The following is a 17,288-nucleotide window of genomic DNA, read 5'->3' on the forward strand; positions in this document are numbered from 1 at the left end:
AACAGCCTTTCGCCTCATAAACAAACAAAAGAAAAAATGATATTCAGTAATTTTTTTGTTGACTATAACAATATATGTATATATAAATATATTTAATATGGTAATTTAAGATTAATTTTCTGTATTACTGTAATTGGTTCAATAAAGGAGGTGATGAATCAGACGTTGACGTTCCACCACTACTACTGAAAAGGAGATGTGTAAAATCTTGATTCGAAAGCTCATGATTCTAACAGTGATTACACTTTGTACACTTTCTTTAACGTTTGGGGTCTCCGCTTCAGCGGACACTGCACTGCACAATGGCTCTGTTAAGTGGCCAAAGCATCAAGAGCTCCCTACCTTTGCGAAAGTAAAGCATTTAGATGTGGCCAATGTTCATAAAGAGTCTGGGGACATTAAGATTCTTTTAACGACCCTTCAAGGGATTGTTAACCGGGAGAAGCCACGGATTTATGTGCAGCAGAATGAAACAGATCCTTGGTTAAATGATCTTCAAGTACCTTACAAGCTTCATAACGATGCGATGGATGTCTTCAAGGCTTATAAGGATGAAATTGAAGGCATCATTATCTATGATCCAGAAGTTCCGGATTCAATTAACGTGGCTACAACTTTAGCCGGGCTTAAAAATGCCGTTGTCGCTGGCCCTGAATTAGCACAGCAATTGACATCTGAGCCGTACAATCTCAATGTACTCAAAGATTTCCGAGGTCAATTTAACAACCGAATAGAAGCGTATACATGGCAATATGAGAATCTTTGGAGCAAAACAACCAAGAGAATGTTAGTTGGGTTAAGTCCTAACACATCCATCCCAATTCCACCAGATAATTATGATGCGTTTCAAACAATAGCAATTGAAAAGGAACAAATTAGAGATCAGAGCAATCGGGAAACATACGAATTTGATCTGTCTTCTTTTTTAGGAAATGAGGCAGTGTATCTCCGCTTTAATGATGCATTTACGCAAGATGGCTGGGGACCAGCTGTTCATGAAATCGTCGTTAAAGCTGACGGTGTGACGATTGCTCAATTTAAAACTGGCACATCTGAGGAAGAACCATTTCTTTATGATAAACACGGCTCAAAATTTTTACCAGGGAGTGATCACCGATTTGCGGATCACGGCAACTACTTCATGTACGAATTTAAACCGCCGGCTGGAACAAAGCAGTTAACGGTCTATGTCGATATGTGGAACCAATATGCTGTGTCCGCAAGCAATGTTCGCCCACTCTCTTCCGAACAAAAGGAACCTTACGGCTATTTACGTGACTATGCGGTTGCGAACAAAGCTATGGTCTTCTGGCTATCCACAAGCGTGCCAGAAGAAAAGGCGCTCTTTGAAAAAATTTTGTCAGATGTTAAACCTGGCACCCCGTATATGGGATGGTTTGACAACGACTTTGAAGGTGAAGTTGCCGGAATCGATATAACCTCTAAGCACGGTGTTTATGTTCTTCCATCAGACTGGTTTCATAACATGACGGTCTTTTCGGGAACAAAACATAAAAACGTAAAGATGAACGTGCCGACCACACCAAAACTTGAAAATAAAATTTATGTAACCTACACCTTTGGAGAAGGCGATAACTTGCAATACGATCAGAACCATATGCGGAATTTATGGAATGATCCTGCAAGAGGTAAAGTGCCGATTAACTGGACATCAAGCCCGATGCTTTATGATGCAGCTCCCGCTATCCTGAATTATTACCAGTCAACTGCGACAGAAAATGACCTGCTTGTCGCAGGACCGTCAGGGGTCGGTTACTTTAGTCCATATGCTTGGCCAGAAGAGAATTTTTCTGATTTCCTAAACGATACTTACTCCTATTTGAAGAAATCAAAAATGTCGTATCCTTATGTTCTGAACCGGGATGTGGCGTTGGATCTTCCGCTTAGCGAATCAAAAGCCGCAGCATATGAGAACAACTATAAAGTTCCTGGTCTCTTCCTAGGCGGGGGAGAAAAAGTCGGTATCGAAATCATGAACGGCAGCCTTCCAATCTCCTATTTACGCGGAATCGCAACTGTTCAGGATGGAATGAATTTACTAGCAGATTACAAAAAGGACTGGGACGGAAAATCACCTAAGTTCATTTCCATTGGGATTAATGCTTGGGGAATGAATCCTTCGCATGTATTAGCTCTAACTGAAACGCTCGGACCAGAGTATGAAATCGTCAGAGCTGATGAGTACTTCTCACTTATCCGGGAAGCCTACGGACTGACTTCCACTGATAAGGCAGATTAAAAAATAGAAAGAAAAGAAACACAGCCTCAAAAGGATTAGTACCTTTTGGGGCTGTCTTTGTTTCTTACATCCCTATTTTTAAGTTCGTTACACTCTTCATTTAAACGTTAGGCTATTTCCAGCCCCTCTTTTTTCTCCATTAACCTTCTTCTTTCATTCAATTCTTTTATAATTTGTTTTTCTTGCTTATCAAATTTATGGAATAATAAAGCTATGATTGCTAGTCCGCTACAAATAATCGGCAGCCAAATAAAGTTAAATTCGATTGCTTGTAATGCAGAAGCCGTCTGTTTCTGATTGGCAATATATCCTCCTGCAGATAAAATAGCAGCTGTAAGTGCCCCGCCAATCCCCATGCCAAATTTTGCACCAAAACTTGATGCTGAGGTTAATAAACCAGCTGCACGAACTTTGCTTTTCCATTCACCATAGTCTACCGAATCAGCTAGCATGACAGAAATCAACCCTAAAATGAATCCGGTTCCAAAAGTTCCGATAATTGTACCTGTCATGATCAATGGAATATTTACCATTTTTCCGCCGATACCAATAAAGATTTGGCCAATTACACCAATAACGAGTCCAAGTATCATTGTATTTCGTTTTCCAATACGATTAGAGAACATTGGTGTTAAAATCAAACTAAAAAGAGTAATAAAATTAAAACTCATCATGATTGGAACAAGCTTTGCATTTCCAATATTATTTGCAAAGTAATAAACTGTTGTCTGGTTTTTAATGGTTTGCCCCATCCAATAAATAAAATTTAAGAAAATCATAATGAACCAAGGAAGATTCCCTTTGATAGCTTTTATCCCTTCTTTAAAAGGAGTGACTTTTTTTCCTGGAATTATGACCCGTTCTTTTGTATTCTTAAAGGTAATGAATAACATGATTACACCAAAGGCAGAAAAGATTAGCATCGTCCAAAAGAAGCCTTTCTGGTCGTCTCCTCCTCCTAAAACGCTTACAATAGGTAGAGTAGCAACGGTTACAATAATAGCTCCCAACTGACCCCCTATCGAGCGAACGGTTCCCAGCACTGTGCGTTCCTGAGGATTACTCGATAAGCTGGGAAGAATAGAAGTGACAGGTATATTTATTCCAGAATAAATAATTCCAACGGAAATATACGTAATGTACGCGTAAATCAATTTTCCTTGGTAACTAAGGTCCGGTGTAAAGAATGTTAAAGTGGCCATTACACCAAACGGAACAGCTAGCCATAAAAAGTAAGGACGGCTCTTCCCCCACCTCGTATTTGTTCTGTCAATTAATACGCCGAAAAGCGGTGCGTCTAACGCATCGATAATTCTCGCAACTAAAAACAAGGTTCCCACTGCTGCTATACTTAATCCAAAAACATCTGTGTAAAAGAACATTAAATAAGTACCAATAACTTGAAAAACTAAATTACAGGCAGTATCACTTAATCCATAGCTAATTCTTTCTTTCCAGCCAACTTGATTTTCATTCATTGACAATCCCACTCTTTCACATATGATTTAACATGTTGCGTTTTAGAAAGGGCTTACTTTTCATCGACCCATTCCTTGATTTTTTACGATTATGATATCGATTCCAGATCCCCATTCACTTGAAACCTTCTTCCTATTACCATAATACTGATTATTAAACCTTATTTCTTTCACATTTCTATCATTTTATATAACAATTCTGATATTGCAGTTACTCTTCTAAAGTTTAGTTTTTCAGTGATCACCTAGCACTTAAGTTTTAAGAATAATTAGCACGCTTTAAGAAAATAATGACAATAAAAGAGTAGGGGGAATAATGTTGGATATTAAAAATCCTTTAAGTTCATCAGAGCTGGGAACCCTTTGGCTCACATATCAAGAAAAAACACTGATCCTTAGAGTTTTAGAATATTTCATTGAAAAATCCGAAGATCAACAGGCAAGGAATATCATGGGTGGCTTATGGCAGGAGCTTCATTATTATGTTAAACAAATGAAAGCTATTTTCGTAAAGGAAGGAGTAGCCATTCCGAAAGGATTTACTAGTGAAGATGTTAACTTAGAAGCACCTAAGTTATACGACAATGGATTTGATATTATGTTTCTTCGCATCTTAAAAGAGATTAGCATGGGTTTGTATACAATCAATATGAATATGGCCTATCGGGAAGATGTTATAGGGATTTATGAAGGTCTTACTGTGGTAACACAAAAAATATATAAATTATCTACCTTGTATCTTCTTGAAAAAGGGATTCTCACGACCCCGCCAAATGTCACAATGCCTAAAACAACTGAATTTATTATGAGCAAAAGTTATTTAAATGGGTTTAAACCCTTTGGTGAAAAAAGGGCGCTAAACGATATTGAATTAGGCTACCTTCATCATGGAATTGAAACAAATAATATTGGCATGCAGCTTATTACCGGTTTTGCACAATGTGCAGAGGATAAAGAAATCAAACAGTATTTCAAAAAAGGAATCGATCTTGCCAAAAAACAAATAAAAGTTTACGAGGAAGTTCTGCTTCATAGCGATGTTCAATTTTCAGCAAGTTCAGGAAGCACTGTTACGAATTCAAGGGTGGCTCCATTTTCTCAAAAGCTTATGATGTTTTGTATATACCTTCTAAATGGTTTCGGTATTGTAGGAGGCAGCTTCGGAGCAGTTTTCAGCTTAAGAAATGACCTATCCATGAAAACGGCATTGTTTACAAAGGATATCTATTTCTACGCAAACGAAGGAGTTAAAATTATGATTAAAAAAGGATGGTTAGAAGAGCCGCCACAAATGGAAGAGCGTCCCTAACAAATCGAAGTAACATTAAGATAAGAGCTATTGAACGATACATAAACAGCTCAGCTATGACAAATTATAAGGAAAAATTCACCACTGATAACTTAATTAAATTAATTCATACTAAGCGTAGTGTTACCATTTTAACACTACACTTCAATGTGGAGGGATATCGTTTGAATATTCTTATTGGCTTATTGTCAGCTTTACTTTCTTTGGTGATAAGAGCTAGATTCTTAATTGAAAATTCAAATTCTAAGCTACGATCATTGTTTAGAATACCATCTTTCACATAAGCATTGAATATTCTAGTGTATCTTCTTTTTCCCATTGTAAAATAAGAAAGGTGAGCATATAGGGATTATGCTTACCTTTTTTATTCAAACTAAAAAGCCATAAAGGAAAGTAATCCCCTCTACGGCTATTTTAATAATCCATTTCAACTAATAAACTTGCTGTATGCTCATCTGTTATGAGCACATTTGCATACTTCCCTTTCAATGCTCCATAAATCGCTTCTAATTTTTTAGGACCGCCAGCAACTAAAATCGACTTTTCCTTTTTTGCCAGTTCATGCAGCTCGATGCCGATCGTACGATTATTTAAGCTTTCAACACAGATTTCCCCATTTTTATCAAAGAACCTCGAACAAATTTCTCCCGCAGCTTTTGATTGGATTAAATGCTGGTCTTCATCTGTAAAATATTCAGCCTGTAATAAAAGGGAATCGACGACAGGTGTACCAACACTAAAAATAGCGATATTTGCTTGCTTGCCTAACTCTAAAATTTTGTGAATATGGCGATCAGCTTCTATCGCTTGCTTCACAACAATGTGATCAACAATGGCTGGCAGCGGCAACAAAAACGTTTGCGTATTAAAAGCTTCTCCAAATAAATGGATAATTTCTGATGCATAGGTCTTTGTTTCAGAATGACTGACACCGCCATTCAGTTGAACAACAGTTGTATGACTAACTGGCTTTGGTTTTAATTTTGTTGCCAGTTCATATACAGTTGTTCCCCATGATGTTGCAATCACATCATAATCCTTCACCGTCCGATTAAGATAGTTTGCACCAACCTCACCTAGCTGTCGCTTAACCAAGGTGTGATCGTATTCTGAGACAGAGGCAATAACTACCTCCTTTAAGCCAAACTTATCCTTTAACCGTTCGGTTAGCAATTCACCAGCTTCAAGCGGATTATGAATATTAATTTCGACAATCCCTGAATCCTTTGCTTGCTTTAACATCCTTGAAACAGTTGGCCTTGACACATTTAATTTTTTGGCAATCTCCTGCTGGCTATAATCCAATTGATAGTAGAGCCGTGCGACTTCGATGATTTTATTAAGCTTATCCTTTTCCATTTAAACAGCACCTAATTAATCATTTTGTAAAAAAGAGAGGCTGACACTAGTATCTATTCGTCAGCCTCTTATGTTTCAATTATGCTTCAAGAAGTTTCTTAACACGCGCAACAACATTCTCAACTGTGAAGCCATACTCAGCCAAAATGCGTTTTTCCGGAGCAGACGCACCAAATGTATTAATAGCTAGAATATCACCTTCATCACCTGTGTAACGGTCCCAACCAAGTGGAGATGCCATTTCGATTGCTAGACGTTTCTTTACTTCTTTTGGTAGAACTGAACGCTTATATTCATCAGATTGAGCTTCAAAGCGATCCCATGCAGGCATACTTACAACTGACGCTTCAATACCTTCAGCAGCCAGCACACTTTGAGCTTCTACTGCTAAACCAACCTCAGAACCTGATGCTAAAAGAAGGACATCTGGCGTTTCCTTAGCAGCCGGAGAAATGACATATGCTCCTTTTTGTACACCCTCATAAGCTGTTTCATTTGTACCTTTAACTGTTTTTAAGTTTTGACGAGTTAAGACAAGTGCAGTTGGAGTTGATGTAGATTCAATTGCTAATTTCCATGCTGCAGCTGTTTCATTTCCATCTGCCGGACGTACAACAGATAGATTTGGCATTGCACGTAATGATGCAAGCTGTTCGATTGGTTCATGTGTTGGACCATCTTCACCAACAGCAATACTATCATGTGTAAATACATACGTAACAGGAAGGTTCATTAATGCAGCTAGACGAATCGCTGGACGCAGGTAATCAGAGAATACAAAGAATGTACCGCCGAATACATGCAATCCGCCATGTAATGCCATACCATTTAGGGCAGCACCCATTGCAAATTCACGAACACCGAACCAAATGTTACGACCGCCATAATTTGTACTTGAGAAGTCGCCGCCATTTTTAATCGTTGTTTTATTTGAGCCTGCTAAGTCTGCAGATCCGCCAAAGAATGATGGCAAGTTTTTCGCAATGCCGTTTAACACTTCACCTGAAGACGCACGAGATGCAAGGCTTGAGCCTTCTTCATATACTGGAATATCCTTATCCCAGCCTTCTGGAAGCTCTCCGCTAATCGCTGTTTTGAATTGCTGGGCAAGCTCAGGGAATTCTTTCTCATATGCTGCAACTAATTCATTCCACTCATTTTCTTTTGCATTTCCAGCTTCTTTAATCGCTTTGTTAAAGTGGTCGTATACTTCAGAAGGTACATGGAAATCTTCTTCAAATGTCCAGTCGTAAGCTTCCTTCGTTAATTTAATTTCATCAGCACCAAGTGGTGAACCATGTGAAGCAGATTTACCAGCTTTATTAGGTGAACCGTAACCAATTGTTGTTTTTACTTCGATTAATGTTGGACGGTCTAACTCAAGTTTCGCTTGTTCAATCGCATTTGAAATTTCGTTCACATCTGTTCCATCTTCTACGCGAATGACTTGCCAGCCTTTCGCAAGGAAGCGTTGCTCAACATTTTCTGAGAATGAAAGATGAAGATCGCCGTCCAGTGAAATATCGTTTGAATCATATAATACAATGAGACGACCCAATTTTAAATGTGCTGCAAGTGATGCTGCCTCTGAAGAAATACCTTCCATCAAATCTCCATCGCCACAAATTGCATATGTGAAGTGATCAACCACATTGTATGACGGCTTGTTATAAGTTTCAGCTAAATGACGCTCAGCCATTGCCATACCCACTGCCATTGCAATACCTTGTCCTAATGGACCAGTTGTTGCGTCAACACCTGGAGTGTGGCCATATTCCGGGTGACCTGGTGTTTTGCTTCCCCATTGTCTAAAGTTTTTGATATCATCCATTGTTACATCGTAGCCAGCTAAGTGAAGCAAGCTGTATAAAAGCATTGATCCATGTCCTGCAGAAAGCACGAAGCGGTCACGGTTAAACCAGCTTGGGTTAGATGGGTTGATGTTCATAAACTTTGTCCAAAGTGCATAAGCCATTGGCGCTGCACCCATTGGCATACCAGGATGTCCTGAATTTGCTTTTTCTACGGCATCAATCGATAATGTACGGATCGTTTCAATTGATAACTTTTCGATTTGTGTTAATTCACTCATTATTTTACTACCTCCGAAATAGAATTTATTTCTTCAAACAATGCTTGATTGTCTTGAATAAGTAACTGGCCTGAAGGTTGATCAGATAATGTCCAATCGACCACAGCTTTTTTCAATTGATTAGCAAGAAGCTGGTCCAATGCAGTAGGATAAGGACCTCCGCATTGTGATTCATCAATCTCAACAACTTTCCAATCAAGATCAAATTCTTTAAAATGTTCGGCTAAATGTTCCGGATTAACGGTTTGATCCATTATAAAAAAAGTATACCCTTCTTTATTCGCTTCTTTCTCACGAATATGCTGCTTTAATTTGGCGATAGTTTCCTCATTCGAATTTTTCACCACTTCTGCTTCAACTGCTAAAGCAGTATGTTCCAGCAGCTTAGATGGTCCGGCTCCAGGAATTTGCACATTAAAGACCCTAACTTTTCCATACGATAAGGAACTAGCCGTATCTCTAACACTTTCAATGTTTTTCACAATGGCATTAAAAGCCGTATCATAGCCTAATGTCAGCTGTGATCCATCGATATGATTAAAAATACTAATCGGAACCTGTAATGTTTTAGCAGCCAACTGTTTTAGATTCACTTCACTTTGACCTAATAAAATGATTTTATCGAGATTACCCAGCGAATTTGCAAGGGCTGAAGCTTGTTCTGTCCAGATTTCAGGAGGAAAAATACTTAATTCATAGCGATGTGAACCAAATTTCGATAAATCCTTATTCGATAGTTCTTTCAATTCTATATCTTTTGTTGTTTTATTGCATTCGATCCCATATACAGTATTCTCTTCTTTAGATAATCCTTCTATAAGGGTACGAACGATCTGAGCTGTACCTGCTGAAGCCCATCCAAAATGAACCACACCTATCTTCATCTACGTTACCCCCCTTAAATAGAAATTTCGTTCATAGTTCATTGAACATTTGTTACCTTGATAGTATACATGAAATCGTGAAAAAGATAAATAGATAATAACACTAATTTTCTAAAAATTAATTGTATTTACATGGAACAAAGTGCAAGCGCCTTGAACAGCCTAAGGCAAATTAGACACTCAAGATTAGAAGGTCTACTTTACCTTCTAGCAAAACCCTAGAGGCAGTCAAAAACACGACCTCCTGACGCATTGACTGCACTTGCACGTCCTGTGCTTCGGGGCTAGGCGCTGGAGCTGGATCTGTGCGCTTTGCCACAGTATAAAAATTTTATAATTTCTTGAACGAACACAAAAAAACGACCGTTACAACTATGTAGTGGTCGTTTATAGTATAAACATATCATCCATACTTATTTAAAATAATTCAAATCGTTGGCAAACTAATAATAAAAGAAGTGAGTTCCTTATTTGATTCACAGTTAATTGTCCCATTATGCTTTTCAATCAAGGTTTTGCAAACATATAGGCCGATTCCCGTTCCTAAGCTTTTGGTTGTATAAAACGGCTCAAAAATCGCTTCCTTCATTTCTTCGGGAATTTCCGGCCCATTATTTGTGATCGTAAAAACGATCGTTTCGTGTTTTTTTTCACAAGTAATGGACAGGCAGCGATTGGATGGCCGATGTTTCAAGGCATCGATCGAGTTTAAAATGATATTCACTAATACCTGCTTCACTTCATCTTTTACAGCGATAATCTTACAAGTTGAATCGATGTTTGTTTTGACATCGACGTCTCCGTCGACAATACTCGGATATAAAAAGGAAAGTATTTCTGAAAACAGGTCTTCCATTTGGATTTCTTCGCGGTGTTTATCTACAATCTCAAGCCTCGAAGCATGCAGAAATTGTGTGATCCTGAACTTTAACTGATCCAATTCATGCTCAATCGTTTCCATGTATTTCAAAGTGGGGTTTTCCAGCTTTAAAAGCTTGATAAAGCCCATAACCGAGGTAAGGGGATTTCTAAATTCATGAACAAAGCTTGAGGACATCTGGCCAAGTAGAGATAATCGATCCTTATGTGATTGATTGATAAATAACATTTTTTCCTTCAATTCAAAATCCTTTAATTCCGTATATCTTGTAACCGCATGATAGCAATAACGATCAAAATGAAGGTTCACCTTATCAATGATTGGCTGTAATTTATCAATCGCTATACCAGATTTGTTAATATATTTTATCACTGCACTTCTGCCTAAATTAACATTATAAACAAATTCCCCTATGTTGCTGTTGCTTAATACCCGTTGTTTGGCCACCTTATAAGCAAGCTCTTTTACCTCTTCATCAGAAACAAATTGAGTAATAGACCTTTTTATTAATAAATACATTTGATAGCCGTTTTTCTTTACCTCTTCCTTATAAAGATCCTCTTCATGAATAATAATTGTTTCCTGCCATAAAGTTAGGAAAGCCTCTTCTCTTTCTTCCAGAAACTTAATTAATTTATCCTCTGTTGAAACGACTGGTTCGGATGCAGACTTCAACTAATACCACCGCTTTCATTCTTTCAAGGTTATTTCATATAAAATTTAGACATAACTCGCTAAAAACCTTCTTCATTTTGAGAAAATTTTAATGTTGACTTTTCCAAGATTTGATTTTAAACTACTAGCGGTTAAATTCAAAGACGGAAATTATTCCCAGAACATGAACAAAAGCGAAAGCGCCTTAAAAAGCCTCGGGCAAATAAGACGAATTGGAATAGAAGGCGTTTTTTTGCCTTCAATTCCAATTTGTCTATACCCTAGAGGGGCTAGGCGCTGGCAGTCAAAAGCGTGACGTCCTGTCGCATTGACTTCACTTGCACGTCCTGTCCTTCTGAGCTGAAAGTTGAGCGCTTATCCAGTGTACTGGGTTTTTATGGTTACTAAAACCTTAAGAAAGGCATTACAGGGACTTCTTCCCATGTAATGCCTCCGGCGATGATCTATTTCGTTTCTCGATGCAATGTCCTTTTCTTCAACTTGGGACAATACTTCATTAATTCGATTCTCTCTGGATTGTTTCGTTTATTTTTCGTAGTGATATAATTTCGATCTCCAGTTTCCGTGCAAGCTAATGTAATTTTCACTCTCATATTTCTTTTCCTCCTCAAATAGTTAAAATATTTCTAAAGCAGCCTCTGAAAATGCAGGCAGCTGGTCGTTAAAAAGTGACCAATCCTGTTCCATTTCTTCATCTGTTAATAAACAAACATCAAGAGTATCTTCAACTTCTTCACGGTTCATATCAAGACCAATGAACACAAGCTCTGTCATACGATCCCCATATTGCTGATCCCATTTTTCAAGCAGCTCTGGCTCTTCAAGCAAAATTTGCTGTCTTTCTTCTTCCGAATAGGTCGCGACCCACTCACCAGCCCCTTGAAGCATAATCGATGGTCCAGCTTGGGAAAGCAGGCAAGCGATATTGTTTCGAGTTGCGAGCCAAAAGAATCCCTTCGCGCGTACAACATCTACAGGCCAATTCTCAAGCCATTTCAGCAATCTTTCAGGATGAAATGGCCGCTTACGTCTATACACAAACGATGATATACCATACTCTTCTGTTTCCGGAGTATGTTCCGTCATCAGTTCCTGTATCCATCCGGCAGCCTGACTTGATTTTTCAAAGTCAAATAAATTCGTATTTAAGATTTCACTTAGTGCTACCTTTGAAAAGGTGCTTTCCAAAATTAATGCACCGGGATTTAATTTATGGATCACTGCTTTTATTTCAAGAAGATCCTCTTCAGGAACTAAATCGGCTTTATTTACCACAATGATATTTGCAAATTCAATTTGATCAATTAGTAAATCGGATACCTCTCTAGTATCTGATTCATCTGTTGCCTGCTTCCGATCTAATAGGGACTCCCCTGATGAAAAGTCATGCCAAAAGCGGTTTGCATCAACCACGGTGATCATGGCATCTAATTGACATATCTCGGATAGATTAATGCCAAGCTCTTCATCGATATATGTAAAGGTTTGGGCAACTGGGATAGGTTCTGAAATGCCAGATGATTCGATCACTAAATAATCGATATCCCCTTGCTTTACCAGCCTTTCCACCTCAAAAATCAAGTCCTCACGCAGTGTACAACAGATACAGCCATTTTGCAGCTCCACAAGTTTTTCCTCAGTTTGAGAAAAACCGCCTTTTTTAACAAGTGCCGCATCAATATTTACCTCACTCATATCATTGACAATGACGGCCACTCGCTTATTCTCCTTATTTGTTAATATATGATTGAGCAAAGTTGTTTTCCCCGCTCCTAAATAGCCGCTTAATACTGTGACAGGTATCTTATCAGTTTTCATAATATTCCTTCTTTCATAAATCGTTATTATTACGATTTAAATGGTAGATAACACCCTTTCTAGTTGAAACACTAATCATATAGATGAGTTAGTTTTTTAAATCGTAATCATTACGTTTCAAATTGTACACAATCAGTTACTTTTTTGCAACATACTTGTTTATAATTTTTTAAAGTTTTATGTTTCAAGTCAATAAATACGGGAATAGAGTAATAGAATTAAAAAAGAGTTGGCATATTTCATACACCAACTCTAGTTTATTTATTAAAAGTTAATTCGAACAACACGTCCGTTAAATTTTTCGCCCCAATAGCCGCTGGACATATTGGCAATCGCTACACCAGTTGAGCTTTGTGAACCGATAAATTTACCGCCGCCAACGTAAATGCCGACATGGCCATCTCTTTTATACGTATCAAAGAAAACAAGGTCTCCTGGCTGCATACTGCTTGTTGAAACTTGTGTTCCAGCATGTTTTAAAGTATCTGTATTACCACTTAATTGAACACCAACTGTTGAAAATGCCCAAATAACAAATCCTGAACAATCGAATCTTCCGTTAGCAATATCAGACGCCGATCTTCCACCGCCCATTACATAGACAGAGTTTCCAATATATTTATAACCAGCACGAATCAAATCATTAACAGAACCACTTGAATTTACAGGGGTTGCCGCAACTGTTTCCTTAGCAGGACTTGATTTTGAAGAAGACGTTGTTTCTTTGCTTGCAGGGCTAGATGTTTTTGCACTTGTAACAGCTTTAGTATTTGTCTGCTCAACAGCAGCTTCCTGGGAGGCTTGTCCCTCGCTATTAGCATTTGCATTTGCATTTGCGCTTGCCAGCTGTTTATTAATAGCTTCTTGAGCAGCAATATCAGCTTCTTTTTGCTTTAAGCTTTTTATAGCTGCCTCAGTAGCTGTTTTTTCATTTTGAAGATCTGCTGCCAACGCATCATTCTTTGCTTTTTGCGCATTTAAATGCTCTTGCATTCCTTTAAGCTCTGTATTCAACTCATTAAGTTTTGCAAGGCTTTGCAGCTTCTGAGCTTTCTTTTCTTTTAACACATTTTGATCCGCTTCTTGCTGTTCCATCATTGCACGATCTGCTTCAACAATTTTGCCAACTGCAATCGCACGATTAACGAAATCACTAAAACTTGAAGACCCTAGTAACACATCAATATACTCAACATTTCCTCCGCTATGCTGGTAGGAAATAGCACGTTGTTTTAAAATTTCCGTTCTATTTTGAATCGCTGTCTCTAATTCTTTGATTTCAGCGTCTGTTTCACTAATGATTTTATTTGCAGCTTTAATATCTTCCTGTGTTTGGTTGATCTTATTGTTGTTATCCTGAATTGCTTGAGCAACACGCTGCTTTTGCTCATTTAAATTTTGAATCTCAGCTTGAATACGTTGTGCATCTTGATCAGCTTGATTTATATCAGCTTGGATTTTTGTACGCTCATCTGATACACTCTCAGTTTCAGCTTTTGCCGAAGGAATAGCAAATGAACTTCCTAGTCCGATCATGACCGCTAAGTTCATGACCAGTAATTTCTTTTTCGACATTTCTCTTCCCCTACTTTCCCATTTTGTAAAAACGAAATCTATTTCTATGTATCTATTTATCTTATGTATAATAAATCTTCTACTACTTTTTTCTTATTTTCATAATTAGAAGTATATCATCAAAAAGTGACAAAAATATGTTTTTAATATTACAATTTCATTTCAAATATAACAAAACATCCTTTATTTCTACACTAGTAAAACTACAATGTAAACTCTATCATAATTCCGAGGCAATTCTAACCCATATCCTCTATGAAGAACACAAGGTATATGTATCTATTTTTTTCCAATTCTATATAGGTAGATTAGCGCATGTAACATTTCTGTTATATTCCTTCCAAAAAACGACAAAAAAGCGATTCTAAAAAAAGAACCGCTTTTTTTCATTTTATCCCAATCTTAACGGGCAATAAAATCCTTACTTCAAGATTCAAGTGTAGCTAAGAAGATTGGTGCGGGATAACTGCCCGTAAAGATCCGATAAGTTTCGCGAACCATCAGTGGGGAATTGCCGACTAACTTCGCCACGTCCTGTGGCAAAATCGGCACTTGTACATCCTGTACTTCGCGAAAAACCCACTGATGGAAGTCTCACTTTATTTAGTTGAATTAAGCACTTCATCTATAATCCCATATTCGACTGCTTCTTCTGCACTCATATAGAAATCCCGCTCAGTATCTATTCTGATTTTTTCAATTGGCTGTCCCGTGAAATCTGCATACAATTGATTGACATGCTCTTTCAGCTTTAAAATGCGCCGAGCTGATATCTCGATATCGGTTGCTTGCCCTTTTACACCGCCTAGAGGCTGGTGGATCATGATTTCACTATTAGGCAAGGCGTAGCGTTTTCCCTTTGTTCCTGCAAGAAGCAATGTAGCCCCGAATGAAGCGGCTAAACCTGTGCATATTGTTCTAATATCGGGTTTGATATATTGCATCGTATCAAAAATAGCAAAACCTGCAGTAACAGAGCCGCCAGGACTATTGATATATAATGATATGTCTTTATCAGGATCATCAGCAGCCAAAAATAATAATTGTGCAACAACACTATTGGCAACATGATCATTTATCTCATCACCAATCATGATAATTCTGTCTTTTAAAAGCCGTGAATAAATATCATATGAGCGTTCCCCTCGATTAGATTGATCAATTACATACGGAATCGTAGTCATCTAAAGTTACCCTCCTTATCCAGATTACATTAAGCAGCCATGCATAGCCCGCATGAAGGAGAGAGTGTTTTGGAAGGAAGCTGTGTTTCCCTTCTTAAAGAGTGTATAGCAGGAATGCGGCGAATTAAAATCGTTGGATCCTGTTGGATAAGCGAGTCATAAAAAAGCTCTGAAAGCAATTGTTCTTCTTCCTTTTCCCAAACTAGCTCAAAAAGGTTTTGATGATGCTCAATCCGCTTTTTTGTCCGGTGTAAAATCGCCTTCACAGCCATTTCAGTTGTCCCAAGTATCTCAGCGATTTCAGACGATCGATAGCCAAACGCCTCTTTTAAAAACAGAATCACCGCCTGCTTTGGTGTGAAATGACTAATTAAAAATTGAACAAGGTCAAGTACATCAAGTGCGGAATCTTTTGCCGCTTCCTTTACCTCTATTTCTGTTTCAAGTGATTCTTTTTTCCGCTTTCGCACCGTATCGATCCACTGATTATACGCTATTTTTTTTAATAAAGCTGGTGAAAGCACCTCTGGTTTTTGACCATACTTCTCAATCGCTTTCAGTACTGCTTCTTGGGCAATATCCTCGCCATCCCACCTGCATTTCGTTAAAAAACGGCAATAAGTAAGCAGTGACGGTAAAATATCCTCGATTTTCATCTGCTGCTGACTGAATTCATTTGACACATTCCTGTGCATGTCTTTCACTCCTTTGAACACTCTCTGCTATCTAAACGGATAAGACGGTATAAAAAGATATGGGGTGTTGCATTAATTTTTAAAATATGTTGGTTTTAATTATATATGAACTGGGAATATGATTTGATTCTTAGTCTATAAAATAGACTCTATCTTTCGTTGTACCTGTATGAGGAAATTGTAATTTGCGGAAAAGCTTTGTAGCGGTTGTTCTGGAAGGGATATGGAGAAATGAACGAAGCTTTTGAGTTGTTATCTTTTTACCAAATAAATATTTATATTCCTCTAATGCCTTAAGATGTGCATCCTTTGATAAATGCTGACAGCTTGAGCATCGCCAAAATCCATTTACCCTTATTAATGGATACTGTCCACAATTCGGACACTGAACACCTGTTACAAGGTCATTTACTGTAATGTTATATTTTTTTAATAAATCAACATCCTCTTCCGTATCATTATCGATTATCGAATCCGTTAAATTTTTTGCCTTTACGCGTGAAAGAGTAGGTTTGGTAGATTTTATGTTTTTGTCTTCTAGTATATAAGGGATGTTTGCACTATGAATGATTTTGGATTTAAACGTTTTTGGAACTTTGATAATTGTTGCAGGATTGCTAATCACAACATAACCCATACAGGGGATTGGAGTAAAATGTCGTTCCTTCAACCAGTTTTCAAGATGGTATTGCTGTCTCTTTATTTGAATAAATGGATTTTGAAACCCTTCGATCGAATTCCTCATCAAAATATAAAGTTCCAATAATATTTTTTACCTCAAGAATAAAAATGAAACAAGATGTAACTATAAGCGTGTCCATCTGGAAGAACTGTTCATTATCTTTAAGTCTAATATTATTAAAAATAAGATAATCATCATTAAGGTATCTTAAGAAGTATTGAATTCCCATCTCTCCCTTAAATCCTGCATTCCTTTTTGAATACTCTTTCTCTAACATGGGGTAACTAATATGCGACCTTCGCAGACGGCTTAGCAACGCCTCATACCTATACAGCATAAGAGGCTTTTTATGCTCTTTTATTATCAAACTCATTTCCTCCCTGTATATTTTAATAAA

14 protein-coding genes are annotated in these 17,288 nt (G+C 37.7%); 2 read left to right on the top strand and 12 right to left on the bottom strand.

Annotated elements, in window-relative coordinates; translation table 11 throughout:
* The first annotated feature begins 208 nt into the window (after positions 1-208).
* Positions 209-2,260, top strand: a complete 2,052-nt coding sequence (locus ACSVDH_RS24125) for a GxGYxYP domain-containing protein (RefSeq protein ID WP_439252936.1) — start codon at positions 209-211, stop codon at positions 2,258-2,260.
* Between the two features lie 107 nt (positions 2,261-2,367).
* On the opposite strand, the gene ACSVDH_RS24130 is transcribed toward ACSVDH_RS24125, so the two are convergent.
* Positions 2,368-3,738, bottom strand: coding sequence for a glycoside-pentoside-hexuronide (GPH):cation symporter (locus ACSVDH_RS24130; protein WP_439252934.1), 1,371 nt, complete (start codon positions 3,736-3,738; stop codon positions 2,368-2,370).
* 316 nt (positions 3,739-4,054) lie between these two features.
* Between ACSVDH_RS24130 and ACSVDH_RS24135 the strand changes: the two genes are divergently transcribed.
* Positions 4,055-5,047, top strand: coding sequence for a DUF3231 family protein (locus tag ACSVDH_RS24135; RefSeq protein ID WP_439252932.1), 993 nt, complete (start codon positions 4,055-4,057; stop codon positions 5,045-5,047).
* A 414-nt stretch (positions 5,048-5,461) separates the two neighbouring features.
* On the opposite strand, the gene deoR is transcribed toward ACSVDH_RS24135, so the two are convergent.
* From deoR to ACSVDH_RS24190, 11 genes are all read right to left on the bottom strand, one after another.
* Complete coding sequence (gene deoR, locus ACSVDH_RS24140; RefSeq protein ID WP_439252930.1) at positions 5,462-6,406, bottom strand: DNA-binding transcriptional repressor DeoR; 945 nt, start codon at positions 6,404-6,406, stop codon at positions 5,462-5,464.
* Between the two features lie 79 nt (positions 6,407-6,485).
* The gene (gene tkt, locus ACSVDH_RS24145) at positions 6,486-8,498 is read right to left on the bottom strand and encodes a transketolase (RefSeq protein ID WP_299092503.1); all 2,013 of its coding nucleotides are present in this window, start codon (positions 8,496-8,498) and stop codon (positions 6,486-6,488) included.
* Positions 8,498-9,382, bottom strand: a complete 885-nt coding sequence (locus ACSVDH_RS24150) for a 6-phosphofructokinase (protein WP_439252928.1) — start codon at positions 9,380-9,382, stop codon at positions 8,498-8,500. Before ACSVDH_RS24150 ends, tkt begins: the two co-directional genes overlap by 1 nt.
* Before the next feature lie 427 nt (positions 9,383-9,809).
* Complete coding sequence (locus ACSVDH_RS24155) at positions 9,810-10,937, bottom strand: histidine kinase N-terminal domain-containing protein (RefSeq protein WP_439252926.1); 1,128 nt, start codon at positions 10,935-10,937, stop codon at positions 9,810-9,812.
* A 443-nt stretch (positions 10,938-11,380) separates the two neighbouring features.
* Positions 11,381-11,530, bottom strand: a complete 150-nt coding sequence (gene rpmG, locus ACSVDH_RS24160) for a 50S ribosomal protein L33 (protein WP_299092507.1) — start codon at positions 11,528-11,530, stop codon at positions 11,381-11,383.
* 22 nt (positions 11,531-11,552) lie between these two features.
* Positions 11,553-12,755, bottom strand: coding sequence for a GTP-binding protein (locus ACSVDH_RS24165; protein ID WP_439252925.1), 1,203 nt, complete (start codon positions 12,753-12,755; stop codon positions 11,553-11,555).
* 264 nt (positions 12,756-13,019) lie between these two features.
* Positions 13,020-14,330, bottom strand: coding sequence for a C40 family peptidase (locus ACSVDH_RS24170; protein WP_439252923.1), 1,311 nt, complete (start codon positions 14,328-14,330; stop codon positions 13,020-13,022).
* A gap of 599 nt (positions 14,331-14,929) precedes the next feature.
* Positions 14,930-15,514: an ATP-dependent Clp endopeptidase proteolytic subunit ClpP gene (gene clpP / locus ACSVDH_RS24175; protein WP_299092513.1), complete on the bottom strand. Its 585-nt coding sequence runs from the start codon at positions 15,512-15,514 to the stop codon at positions 14,930-14,932.
* 29 nt (positions 15,515-15,543) lie between these two features.
* On the bottom strand, positions 15,544-16,209 hold the full coding sequence (locus tag ACSVDH_RS24180; protein ID WP_439252922.1) for a sigma-70 family RNA polymerase sigma factor: 666 nt from the start codon (positions 16,207-16,209) through the stop codon (positions 15,544-15,546).
* Between the two features lie 130 nt (positions 16,210-16,339).
* A complete protein-coding gene (locus ACSVDH_RS24185; protein ID WP_439253007.1) occupies positions 16,340-16,972 on the bottom strand; it encodes a hypothetical protein in 633 nt (210 codons plus the stop codon).
* Complete coding sequence (locus ACSVDH_RS24190; RefSeq protein WP_518617376.1) at positions 16,887-17,264, bottom strand: NERD domain-containing protein; 378 nt, start codon at positions 17,262-17,264, stop codon at positions 16,887-16,889. The genes ACSVDH_RS24185 and ACSVDH_RS24190 overlap by 86 nt, the downstream gene beginning before the upstream one ends.
* Positions 17,265-17,288: the final 24 nt, after the last annotated feature.

The organism is Metabacillus sp. Hm71 (assembly GCF_051842955.2).
Taxonomy (GTDB): domain Bacteria; phylum Bacillota; class Bacilli; order Bacillales; family Bacillaceae; genus Metabacillus.

What these genes read in the sequence shown, in the direction of transcription:
- ACSVDH_RS24130 (WP_439252934.1), bottom strand. Translation starts at nt 3,738, where the DNA reads ATGAATGAAAATCAAGTTGGCTGGAAAGAAAGAATTAGCTATGGATTA.
- ACSVDH_RS24135 (WP_439252932.1), top strand. Translation starts at nt 4,055, where the DNA reads ATGTTGGATATTAAAAATCCTTTAAGTTCATCAGAGCTGGGAACCCTT.
- deoR (WP_439252930.1), bottom strand. Translation starts at nt 6,406, where the DNA reads ATGGAAAAGGATAAGCTTAATAAAATCATCGAAGTCGCACGGCTCTAC.
- tkt (WP_299092503.1), bottom strand. Translation starts at nt 8,498, where the DNA reads ATGAGTGAATTAACACAAATCGAAAAGTTATCAATTGAAACGATCCGT.
- ACSVDH_RS24150 (WP_439252928.1), bottom strand. Translation starts at nt 9,382, where the DNA reads ATGAAGATAGGTGTGGTTCATTTTGGATGGGCTTCAGCAGGTACAGCT.
- rpmG (WP_299092507.1), bottom strand. Translation starts at nt 11,530, where the DNA reads ATGAGAGTGAAAATTACATTAGCTTGCACGGAAACTGGAGATCGAAAT.
- ACSVDH_RS24165 (WP_439252925.1), bottom strand. Translation starts at nt 12,755, where the DNA reads ATGAAAACTGATAAGATACCTGTCACAGTATTAAGCGGCTATTTAGGA.
- ACSVDH_RS24170 (WP_439252923.1), bottom strand. Translation starts at nt 14,330, where the DNA reads ATGTCGAAAAAGAAATTACTGGTCATGAACTTAGCGGTCATGATCGGA.
- clpP (WP_299092513.1), bottom strand. Translation starts at nt 15,514, where the DNA reads ATGACTACGATTCCGTATGTAATTGATCAATCTAATCGAGGGGAACGC.
- ACSVDH_RS24180 (WP_439252922.1), bottom strand. Translation starts at nt 16,209, where the DNA reads ATGCACAGGAATGTGTCAAATGAATTCAGTCAGCAGCAGATGAAAATC.
- ACSVDH_RS24190 (WP_518617376.1), bottom strand. Translation starts at nt 17,264, where the DNA reads ATGAGTTTGATAATAAAAGAGCATAAAAAGCCTCTTATGCTGTATAGG.